The organism is Streptococcus sp. Z554, from assembly GCF_053010305.1.
In genome coordinates, this window is record NZ_JBRKNV010000006.1 from 112,895 (window position 1) to 124,145 (window position 11,251).

Annotated in this window: 10 protein-coding genes; 7 read left to right on the top strand and 3 right to left on the bottom strand. The window is 36.3% G+C overall.

Going from position 1 to position 11,251, the window contains the following annotated elements:
- Positions 1-8: 8 nt before the first annotated feature.
- The 4 genes from ACVC7R_RS06705 (at position 9) to pezT (ending at position 3,026) form a co-directional block, all read left to right on the top strand.
- Positions 9-659 (top strand): DsbA family oxidoreductase, encoded by a 651-nt coding sequence (locus tag ACVC7R_RS06705; RefSeq protein ID WP_447264035.1) that lies wholly within the window; start codon positions 9-11, stop codon positions 657-659.
- 151 nt (positions 660-810) lie between these two features.
- Positions 811-1,374, top strand: coding sequence for a TMEM175 family protein (locus ACVC7R_RS06710; protein WP_447264036.1), 564 nt, complete (start codon positions 811-813; stop codon positions 1,372-1,374).
- A gap of 408 nt (positions 1,375-1,782) precedes the next feature.
- Positions 1,783-2,259, top strand: coding sequence for a type II toxin-antitoxin system antitoxin PezA (gene pezA / locus ACVC7R_RS06715; protein ID WP_447264037.1), 477 nt, complete (start codon positions 1,783-1,785; stop codon positions 2,257-2,259).
- Positions 2,259-3,026, top strand: coding sequence for a type II toxin-antitoxin system toxin PezT (gene pezT / locus ACVC7R_RS06720; RefSeq protein WP_447264038.1), 768 nt, complete (start codon positions 2,259-2,261; stop codon positions 3,024-3,026). The genes pezA and pezT overlap by 1 nt, the downstream gene beginning before the upstream one ends.
- 238 nt (positions 3,027-3,264) lie before the next feature.
- On the opposite strand, the gene ACVC7R_RS06725 is transcribed toward pezT, so the two are convergent.
- Genes ACVC7R_RS06725 through ACVC7R_RS06735 form a run of 3 tightly spaced genes read right to left on the bottom strand, consistent with a single transcriptional unit; the run spans position 3,265 to position 3,977 of the window.
- Positions 3,265-3,492, bottom strand: coding sequence for a 16S rRNA processing protein RimM (locus ACVC7R_RS06725; protein WP_447264049.1), 228 nt, complete (start codon positions 3,490-3,492; stop codon positions 3,265-3,267).
- Between the two features lie 41 nt (positions 3,493-3,533).
- Positions 3,534-3,713 (bottom strand): 4-hydroxy-3-methylbut-2-enyl diphosphate reductase, encoded by a 180-nt coding sequence (locus ACVC7R_RS06730; RefSeq protein WP_447264039.1) that lies wholly within the window; start codon positions 3,711-3,713, stop codon positions 3,534-3,536.
- A gap of 21 nt (positions 3,714-3,734) precedes the next feature.
- Positions 3,735-3,977: a hypothetical protein gene (locus ACVC7R_RS06735; protein WP_447264040.1), complete on the bottom strand. Its 243-nt coding sequence runs from the start codon at positions 3,975-3,977 to the stop codon at positions 3,735-3,737.
- Positions 3,978-4,892: 915 nt separating this feature from the next.
- On the opposite strand from ACVC7R_RS06735, the gene ACVC7R_RS06740 reads away from it, so the two are divergent.
- The 3 genes from ACVC7R_RS06740 (at position 4,893) to ACVC7R_RS06750 (ending at position 10,674) form a co-directional block, all read left to right on the top strand.
- Positions 4,893-6,779: an Eco57I restriction-modification methylase domain-containing protein gene (locus ACVC7R_RS06740; RefSeq protein WP_447264041.1), complete on the top strand. Its 1,887-nt coding sequence runs from the start codon at positions 4,893-4,895 to the stop codon at positions 6,777-6,779.
- The gene (locus ACVC7R_RS06745) at positions 6,776-10,024 is read left to right on the top strand and encodes a DEAD/DEAH box helicase family protein (RefSeq protein WP_447264042.1); all 3,249 of its coding nucleotides are present in this window, start codon (positions 6,776-6,778) and stop codon (positions 10,022-10,024) included. Before ACVC7R_RS06740 ends, ACVC7R_RS06745 begins: the two co-directional genes overlap by 4 nt.
- Positions 10,025-10,092: 68 nt before the next feature.
- Complete coding sequence (locus ACVC7R_RS06750) at positions 10,093-10,674, top strand: hypothetical protein (RefSeq protein ID WP_447264043.1); 582 nt, start codon at positions 10,093-10,095, stop codon at positions 10,672-10,674.
- The last annotated feature ends 577 nt before the right edge of the window (positions 10,675-11,251 follow it).

Genomic DNA, 11,251 nt, shown 5'->3' on the forward strand with positions numbered 1-11,251 from the left:
AAAGAAATATGGAAATTAGTTACTGGTCAGATATTGCCTGTCCATTTTGTTACATTGGTGCTAGTCGGATGAAGCGTGCTATGGCAGCTGTTGGTTTAAACCCAGATGATTTGACAATGAAATCTTACCAGCTAAATCCCAATGCGCCTTTAGAAACAAGTGAAACCATGCTCACAGAGTTTGCTGCCAGTCACGGTATGACCACTGAGCAAGCTAAAGCTCAGTTTGCGCACATGGAAAGCATGGGAAATGAAGAAGGGCTTCGTATTGATATGGCGGGGATTATCCCAACCAATACTTTTTCAGCTCACCGTCTTATTAAATGGTCGCAGAAGTATTTAGATAAAAAAGATCATCAAAATTTCATTACGACCTTGTACCATCTTTACTTTGAAGAACATGCTAATATTGCGGATCATTCTGTGTTACTAGCTGTTATCAGTGAGTTCGATCTACCACAAGAAGAGGCAGCGCAGGTTCTTGCTGGAGATGCGTTTGCTGATGAGGTCAAACGTGATATCTTAGAAGCCCACCAATCAGGCGTTCAAGCTGCACCTTTCTTTGTTCTGAACAATAAGTATGGCATTTCAGGTGCCCAGCCTTATGAATACATGTTAGCGGTATTAAAAAAAATTCAAGCAGAGGAAGGAGCACAATAACATGACAGATACCCCTTTTAAACTACTAGACAGCAATTCAGAAGAGACAGGTTTAGTTTGTGGGATTGATGGCTGTAGCATAGAGCCCTCAAGACAGCAGTTAGAAACTCCCGCTCAGCCATTAGAAAAAAGCAGTCATTAGGAGGACAGAATGGAAAAACAAAGAGTAGAAGCCTTGTCAGATGCTATATTGGCCATTATTGTCACCATTATGGCCTTGGAGTTACAGTTACCTGAGGAATTGACCGTAGCAGGACTTAGAAGCATGCTACCCATGCTTTTTATCTACATTACTAGTTTTTCGCAAATCATGGCAGTCTGGCTATATTATCATGAACTCTACAAATTAGTAGATCATGTCAGCTTTCATTTATTTGGAGCCAATAGTTTATGGCTTTTAACAGCTAGTTTTGTTCCCTTAGCGACTCGAGGGGTTGGACAGAATTCCGCTAATTTTGAATTTCTCCTGTTTTACCTCATCGTTCTTGTCCTTTGGGATGTAGCTTGGATAATCATGACAGCAATGGTGATCAAGACGAGTCAAAGACAGTTATCAGCTGAAGAAAAAAAGATGCCTTATCGGTGGGCACTATTATATGGATTGCAGCTAGTGTTCATATTATTAGTTTGTTATCTTTTTCCAAATCTCATTCCTTTTGCCCCGCTACTGATGATTATTAATGTTATCTATGGTTTTTTAAGCAACAAATCTTGAAAAAAAACTAAAAATAATGGCTAACTAGCATCGGTTATAAAAACCAGATCTTAAGAAAGCTTGTAAAGCGAGTCAGTTCACATGGGTGTTGTTGCTTTAGCAACTTACAGCCATGGGTGCGAAGGGCGGAGCCCTAGCCTCAAACGTTAATCAATACGATTGTATCAACGTTTACAGACATTCAAGAATTTTCTCTTGGATGTCTTTTTTTGATTTGCTTAAAAATTTAAAAACTATGGGAAATAGCAGGATATCAGTACTTTTCAGAGTTTTCATTATGTAGTCTTCAATAGCTAAATTTTAGATGTTAACATCGCTAATAAGGTTTGTCTGTTTTTTGGGGCGCACCAAAAATGGTGCATATCTCTTTTTTATGCTATAATAAAAATAAATAAAAGGAGGACCCTCATGATCGGAGAAAATATTAAAACGTTACGCAAGGCTCATAACCTAACGCAGCCTGAGTTTGCAAAGATTGTTGGTATTTCTAGAAATAGTCTGAGTCGTTACGAAAATGGGACAAGTTCAGTTTCGACAGAATTAATCGATCGTATCTGCAAGAAATTTAATGTTTCGTATGTCGATATCGTAGGGGAGGAAAAAATGCTCACACCAGTAGAAGATTATCAGTTAACTCTGAAAATCGAAGTGATTAAAGAACGAGGGGCGAATATCTTAGCGCAACTTTATCGTTTTCAAGATGAACAAGGAATTGCATTTGACGATACTTCGAATCCTTGGGTTCTAATGAGCGATGATCTTTCTGATTTGATGAACACGAAGATTTATCTTGTTGCAACTTTTGAGGATATTGAGCGATTTAATGGCTATTTGGATGGCATTGAACGTATGCTAGAACAAGCTAGTCATTTGGTGGTGGCTTAATGAAACTAGAAGAATTTAGTCAAGATAATTTTGAACAAGCCTCCAAACGACTCGTTCGTTCTTTAACTCGTGGAAAAACAACCTCATCTCAGCCCAAGGCTATCTTGCTCGGGGGACAGAGTGGTGCTGGTAAGACAACGATTCATCGTGTGAAACAAAGGGAATTTCAAGGTAATATCATTATCATTGATGGAGATAGTTATCGCTCTTTTCATCCGAACTACCTTAGCCTACAGGAAAAGTATGGCAAAGATAGTGTGGATTATACCAAAGTATTCGCGGGCCAAATGGTTGAATATCTCGTAGATGAATTGAGTAAAAAAGGTTATCATTTATTAATCGAGGGTACCTTGAGAACAACAGAAGTTCCCCGAAAAACGGCCCAATTATTGGAAACTAGAGGATATCAAGTCACACTTGCACTGATTGCGACCAAGCCAGAATTGTCCTACCTTAGCACCTTGATACGTTACGAAGAGCTCCATGCTATAGATCCTAGTCAAGCGAGAGCGACTCCCAAAGAGCACCATGATGGAATTGTAGAACATTTAGTTGATAACTTACGAGAGTTAGAAAATGACAAAATTTTTAATCAAATTCAAATTTATCAAAGAGATCAATCGTGTGTTTATGATTCGGAAGTAAATCAAACCTCAGCAGCAGAAGTTTTACAAGAATGCCTCTTCGGAAAATGGAGTAAAGTGGAGGAAGAGATGTTGAAGATGGGACAGGAACGGTTGAGAGAACTGGGGGAAATTGATAAGTGACGAAGGGCTAATTATGAGTACATTAAAAAAAGTAATTTATTTTTGTACCAGATTTAACTACTCATAATCTCTGGGAAGTATAAAAAACAGGCCTAAGCCTGCTCTGTTTTTTGCCCTGTTTTCTACCAAAGTTCATTTTATAAAAAAGTAGAGAAAACACAAAGGGTAACTAAAAGGTTAATTAAATTGATGTGTTCAGTAAGCAAGTAAATTGCACCTGTCAAAGGTGCTTTTTATTTTAATAATACTGCACTTCAATTCCATCCATAATATTTATTAAAGTGTTATCTCCAATTTTTAAAGAAATCAAATCATTGAATGATGATACCTGGTATTCCTTATCTCCAACAACCACTACAATATCATGGACAGAATTTGGTAAAATAGCACAATCTTGCCCTTTGTAGACAAAAGAGGCATCCCAACCATTGTCATATAACGCTTGTAAATCACCTAATATCGCCATATAAAAATCCTTTCCCATAGTGTTATTGCAGGTGAAAGCGCCTAGGTGATAATTTTGATTTCCTTGATAATGTTCTCAGGGTATGAGTGATCACCTATAACGATTTCGTCAGAACCATCTAAATCATAGCCGTCATACCAATCTATAACCTTGCCAGTGATGGAGGTGCCATCTTCTAAAACAAGGCGCACTTTTTTGTCTACATATTCCCATAGTCTCAATGTGTTCCTCCTTTTCTAGGTTTAGCTGAATAGTACTATTTTACCAAGTAGCTCGTCCTCGGTGTAATCAATTGCAAAAGTGTCTTGTTCTAAGACGGTTTTAGAAGGCGTTGGCCTAACAAATGGAATACTATGAACTTTGTATTTTTTTCCACCAATTTCCACAAATTGGTTCATCCTCAAGTTTGAGAAATCAGGATCTTCAACAGTGATAGACACAAGACGATTTTCAATTCTATAAACAGCAATAATCTTATTTTTCATGTTTCTTCAACTCCTTTAATTTCTGTTTGTCTTTGTTCAGATTTTTGGTAACAAAAAACCCCAATGAAGGGGTTGAAAGTAACGTAGAAGCCCGGATTCGAACCGGAATCTCCTCAATCAAGGCGTAATCCCCATATACGACTCTCTACGTCTTCTTGGTATGATTATACTACTATTTAGTTACTTTTTCAACCAACCTGTCTCACAATTCTATGGTTCTAAAAAGCCCCCCGATAGTCTGGCCTGTACTTTTCTTTTCTAGTAAAATGTTGTATACTTAAGTAAATAAAGGAACTGGTTTGGCGCCCAATGACCTATTTTAGGTCGGTGCCTAAGTCAGTTCCTTTTACTGTTTCGATTACCCAAAAGGATATATCTTAATATTCTTGCGTCAATTAGTTTTTTAGGCTATAATTAAATTAACGAATAGAGGTTTTCCATCTCCCCTTGAAACAGTTCATCCTGCGGTAGGAGGTGGGACACCTCTATTTTTCTTTTGGTTCTAAAAGTAGCTTTACCTCACCAAAACCTCACCATTTTATAGCTCTAAAAAGTACGATACCTTGCTAAAATCTTGCTATTTTGAAATATGTAACCGTAGGGTAATCATAGGGTTTTTAATATAGATATAAATCAATCTGCATTTACTACACCTACTAAGTTTTTTATAGCATTTTGCTTAATTAGGTATACAATTGTCCTTGATTTTCCTATCTCATCTACAATTTTATCAACTATAACATATAAGATTAAAACTTATTACAGAAAAAAATGCTCACTGGGACGAAAACAATAGAATGAAATAAACACACTGGGACGAGTATCTCAGTGTTTTTTTGTGGTAAAATATAATAGATTAATAAATGAAAAATACGTATTTTTAGAAATTCCATTAAAAACACGAAAGGTTGCTTTATGGCAATAGATATTAGTGAAGAACAGTTGGCTATGGAGTCGGCTGACTTATTAAAAATTCTTTTAAAAGATCGAACGACCAAGAAAAATATTGTTTGGGCGACACATTCTTATGAATTGTTGGGAAAGGGATTTGCTCCAAGTGATCGTATCACTCCAAGTAGGGTGACGGGAACCTATGCAAACTTGATTCAACCCCGATCAGAAAAGTCCAAGTATGAACAAAAAGACCGAACCAAGATTAGAGCCGAAGTTTTTACGCCAACTTGGTTAGTTGAAAAGCAAAATGGTTACGTGGAAGCTGAACTTGAAGCTCTGGATCTTGAAGATTATATCCAAGTGCGCTGGCTAGAAATTACCTGTGGTGAAGCACCTTATATGGTTACTCGCTATGATACAGTAACTGGCGAGGAAATTCCATTATCTGAGCGAGTTGGTTTTGTTGATAGAAAATTGCAGCGCATTAGTCGTGAGGTCTCAAATGAAGCTACCTTCTATGAACTCGTAAAAAAAGCTTATCGAGCTTCGTATGGCTATGAGTATCAAGGAGATTCGCTGCTTTTGGCGCGTGAAAATCTTTTAGCAACATTTGAGGACTACTATCTTGCAAAGACTGGAAATCAACCGACCTTAGAGCAAAAGAAAGAAATTGCGACTATTATCTCCTACAATGTCTTTCAGATGGATGGATTGAAAAAAATCAGTCCTTACTCAGCTACACAAGAGCAATCTCAACAGCTAAGCTTGTTTTCAGATGAGCTGGAAGTCCAAGAAGTAGAAGAATCTAAAACCCAAATCAAAGACTGGAAAAAGAACAAGATGATAGGTTTTGAGCGCCTATCTAGTGAGGAAAGTGAAATGAAATTTGACGTCGTGATAGGAAATCCGCCGTATCAAGAAACAGGCGAAGCTAGAGATGAACCAATTTATCACTTTTTTATTGATGAAGCAATTAAAATCGCAGATAAATCGATACTTATCACCCCAGCAAGATTTTTATTTAAAGCTGGTCAAACTCCTAAAAATTGGATGGAAAAGATGCTTGAAGACAAGCATTTAAAAGTTCAATTCTATGAACTTAAAAGCGGTAAAGTATTTACAGGAACAGATATTAAGGGTGGAGTAGCAATAACTTATCGTGATGCTGATAAAGATTTGGGACCAATCGGAGTATTTACTATTTTTGAAGCTTTAAATAGTATTGTAAAAAAAATCGAAAAACATACAGACTTTAAAACTTTTTCTGATTTAGTTTATCCTCAAGGTATTTATAGATTTTCAAATCAACTTTTTTCTGATTATCCAAATGCTGAAAAGCTGCAAGGAAAAGGGACAAAAAATAAAATTGTTTCGAAATCACTAACTCAGTTAGATTTTGTTTTCAAAAACAAAGAAGAAAAAGACCATGTTGCTCTACTTGGAAGAATTGGCTCCGAACGTGTTTATCGATATATTAATAAAAAATATTTAGATTTACCGGAAACATTCGAAAATTATAATGTTTTTGTACCAGAAGCTAATGGAAGTGGTGCCTTAGGTGAGGTCTTATCAACACCCCTAATCGGGGAACCCCTAATCGGGGAACCCCTAATCGGGCATACAGACACTTTTTTATCTATTGGCAATTTTAAAACAAAATTTGAAGCCGATGCTTGTATTAAATTTATTAAAACTAAATTCGCTAGAGTATTATTAGGTGTTTTGAAAGTTACTCAGCATAACTCTCGAAAAACTTGGTATTACGTTCCACTCCAAGATTTTACGGTCAATTCGGACATTGATTGGACACAATCAGTGGCTGATATTGACCGTCAGCTCTATCAAAAATATAACCTTTCTCCTGAGGAAATTGCTTTTATTGAGACTCATGTAAGGGAGATGGATTGATGGTAGAAATTAAAACTTCTAAAGAGATTCATCCTAAAATCTATGCCTACACTACTCCTACGGTAACCAGTAATGAGGGCTGGATTAAGATTGGTTATACGGAACGTGATGTCACGCAACGAATTAAAGAACAAACACACACTGCTCATATAGCTACGGATGTCTTATGGACTGGGGATGCAGCTTATACAGAAGAACCCGATAAAGGAAAGACTTTTAAGGATCATGATTTCCACCATTTCCTTTCTTTCCATGATGTGGAACATCGTCCTAAGACGGAATGGTTCTATTTTAATGGAACTCCTGAAAAATCTAAAAATCTTTTTGATAAGTTTGTTCAGCATGATTTGTCAGGGTATCAGCCTGGCCAAGGACAGGACTATATCCTGCGACAAGAGCAAGAAGAAGCAGTTTCTAAGACCTTAGCTTATTTCAAAAATCACCCAGGAGGCAAGTTCCTCTGGAATGCTAAGCCACGCTTTGGTAAGACTTTATCTACCTATGATCTAGCTCGTCGGATGGAAGCTGTCAATGTCTTGATTGTAACCAACAGACCTGCCATTGCTAATTCATGGTATGATGATTTTGAAAAATTCATTGCAGGTCAAACGACTTACAAGTTTGTTTCTGAATCAGATAGCCTTAAAAATCAACCAACGTTATCTCGAAAAGAATTTCTTGATATCTTAGATGATGATGTACGACAACTTGCTTTTATCAGTCTTCAAGACTTGAAAGGCTCTGCTTATCTTGGGGGAGAGCACAATAAACTCAAATGGGTTACAGACCTTCATTGGGATTTGTTGGTTATCGATGAAGCTCACGAAGGAGTTGATACCTTCAAGACAGACCAAGCTTTTAATAAGATTCGTCGAAACTTTACCTTGCATCTATCAGGAACTCCATTTAAGGCGTTAGCTAAGGGAGAGTTTACCGAGGAGCAGATCTACAACTGGTCTTATGCGGATGAGCAGGCAGCTAAAACTACTTGGTCGCCTGAGCAAGAAGAGGAAAATCCATATGAAAGCTTGCCTCAGTTAAATCTCTTTACCTATCAAATGTCTCAGATGATTGGTGAGGAGTTAGAAAAAGGTGCTCAACTAGATGGCGAAAATATCGACTATGCTTTTGACTTGAGTGAATTTTTCGCTACAGATGATAAAGGGAAATTTATCCATGAGCAAGATGTCAGAAATTGGCTAAATACTCTATCAAGCAATGAAAAGTATCCATTTTCAACCAAAGAACTTCGGAACGAACTCAAGCATACTTTTTGGTTGTTAGAACGTGTAGCCTCAGCTAAAGCCTTAAAAGCGCTGCTAGAGGAACACCCCATCTATGAAAATTATGAGATTGTTCTAGCTGCTGGTGACGGGCGTATGTCCGAAGAAGATGATAAGGTCAAACTCAAATCCCTAGACTTGGTTAGAAAAGCGATAGCAGAGAATGACAAAACCATTACCCTATCCGTCGGTCAATTAACGACAGGTGTGACCATTCCTGAATGGACAGGCGTATTAATGTTATCAAACTTGAAATCACCTGCCCTTTATATGCAGGCCGCCTTCCGTGCTCAAAATCCATACTCATGGAGCGATAGCAAAGGGAATCACTTCCGCAAAGAAAGAGCCTACGTATTTGACTTTGCGCCAGAAAGAACCTTGATTCTCTTTGATGAGTTTGCGAATAACTTATCGCTTGCAACTGCAGGAGGTGGTGGAACTTCCGCAACTCGTGAAGAAAACATCAGAGAACTCTTGAATTTCTTCCCTGTCATAGCAGAAGACCGTGCAGGTAAGATGGTTGAAATTGATGCTAAGGCAGTTCTGACTATACCACGTCAGATAAAAGCTAGAGAAGTCCTCAAACGAGGATTTATGTCCAATCTCTTATTTGATAATATCAGCGGCATTTTTCAAGCTAGTCAAACAGTTCTAGACATTTTAAATGAACTACCAGTTGAAAAGGAAGGCAAGTTACAAACACCTTCTGATTTACTAGATTTTTCAGATGTTACAGTGGATGATGAAGGCAATGCAGTTGTTGACCATGAAATAGTGGTTAATCAACAAACGCGACTTTTTGGTGAAAAAGTTTATGGACTTGGACAGTCTGTTACAGATTTGGTCACTACGGATGAGGACAAAACTCAAAAACAACTAATTAATGACTTGAGCCAGACAGTATCTACGGTAATTGTAGAAGAATTGAAAGCTGGATATGATCTGAAAACTCGGGAAACAGACCAGATCAAGAAACAAATTGCAGTCACATTTGAGAATGAAGTTCGAAAAAATGAGATAGAACGTAAAATTACTGAAGCCCATATCAAGGAAGAGTTGCAGCAGCAGCTCAAGGAAGTAAATGATAAGGAGCAGAAAGATAAGATTCAAGAAGTTCTTGAAAAACGAATAGAAGAAAATAATCTCATTCACAAAGAAAAACTAGAACAAACACTCAAAAAAGAAGTGGAAAAAATGCCTGAGAAGTTTATCGAACAGGTTGAGGTCAAACGTGTAGAACAGTTGAAACAATCAGCTCAAGATGAAATCCGGGATCATCTTCGAGGATTTGCACGAACAATTCCAAGTTTCATCATGGCCTATGGTGATCAATCTCTAACACTTGATAATTTTGACACCTTTGTTCCTGAGCATGTCTTCTTTGAAGTGACTGGTATTACGATTGACCAATTTCGTTACCTAAGAGATGGTGGGCAGGATTTTGCAGGACATCTCTTTGATCGAGCAACATTCGATGAGGCCATTCAAGAATTTCTTCGCAAGAAAGAGGAGTTGGCGGATTATTTTAAAGATCAAAAAGAAGATATTTTTGACTATATTCCACCACAGAAAACCAATCAGATTTTCACTCCTAAACGAGTGGTGAAGAGAATGGTAGATGAGCTTGAAAAAGAAAACCCAGGAATCTTTGATGATCCATCTAAGACATTTATTGATTTGTACATGAAGTCAGGTCTCTATATTGCAGAGCTTGTTAAGCGGCTATATAACAGCAATGGCTTGAAAGAAGCCTTTCCAAATCCTGAAGAACGCTTAAAACATATCCTAGAAAATCAAGTTTATGGATTTGCACCGTCGGAGATTATCTATAATATTTCGACTAATTTTATCTTTGGAAATCTTTCCCAAGATATCAGTAGAAAGAATTTTATTTTAGAAGATACTATTCCAGCTGCCAAAGAAGGTAGGATTCAGGAATTGGTGGATAAATATTTTGGGTAAGATTCTAGTTGATTGTAATTAAATCTTACAAATTAAGCAAATGCTTTTCGTATAAGGGAGTTTTTATTATGGTTATTAATAATATTAATTTAGTTATACCCAACGATATTCAAAAGGGCTTAGAATCAGGTATATACAAACAATTTGGTTCTGTTATAAGAAATAATAAGGGACAGATTATTAAGCATCTCAAAGCTGTAGATTTTTCTAAAGATACTGCAAATAAATTAATCGGCAATAAGGCTATAAAAGTTGGACTAATAGGTGCAGGAGTTTTAGCTATAGGAGGAGTTGGTTATTACGGCTATCGTAGTATTCAGATGAATAGTGTATCAAAATCTTTAATAAAGAGGTTAACTCAGTATTTAATCACCGCTCAAAAAGGAGAATTGACTGAGAAAGATATTGATAAGTTTTTAAATTTCTTAAATAAAAATGAATCTTTGCTAAAGAAATTAGAATTAGATACATCTCTTGATGAATTATTTGAATTGGTTAAGACTTATACAGAGCAGTTTGCTGAAGCAAATAACTATGCGTATCATTATCATAATGAAGCTAAAAGAAAAAATAATCATAATAACAAAATTATTGATCTAAAAGAGTATCTTAAAGTACAAAAGAACATATACCGTTCAGAAGTAATTTAGTTATTTTAAATTATATAATTCGAGATGCTAAAAAAGTTTCTATTATGATTTCTGAAAATAATTTTTAAACAAGTATTTTCATTCAAATCATATTATTTCAATTATGAATGATTTATCAGAATACGAAGGACTATATAAATGGTGTGAACTTTTTGGTAAAATCTAGCTCAATTTGTGTATTTTTAGGGTAAAATTCACACCATTCAACTGAAATTGATTCAAATTAGATGAAATTAGTTTTCTAAAAAAAGCGAGGAAACGCTGATTTAAAGGGGATTTTGAAACTTATTCAAATAAAAATGTATCCAACTAGGTTTTATGTTTTACAAAGAACTTTTGGAAAATCCAGATGAAATTTCAGTCTCTACCTTTTTCTCTACCTTTTTTTCTGAGACTGTTATAAAGTTTGTCAGAATAAGCTTTGTAGGTGTAGAAGTTAATTTTTACAGAAGTTAAGTAAGACAATATACCAAAAGCCTATGAAATCAACGTTTCTAGGCTTTTTTTGTTTTTATAATGTGGTTTTGTCTGATTTTTGTCTGATTAGAAGCAATTGACGTATTTTAACTGAAATTTA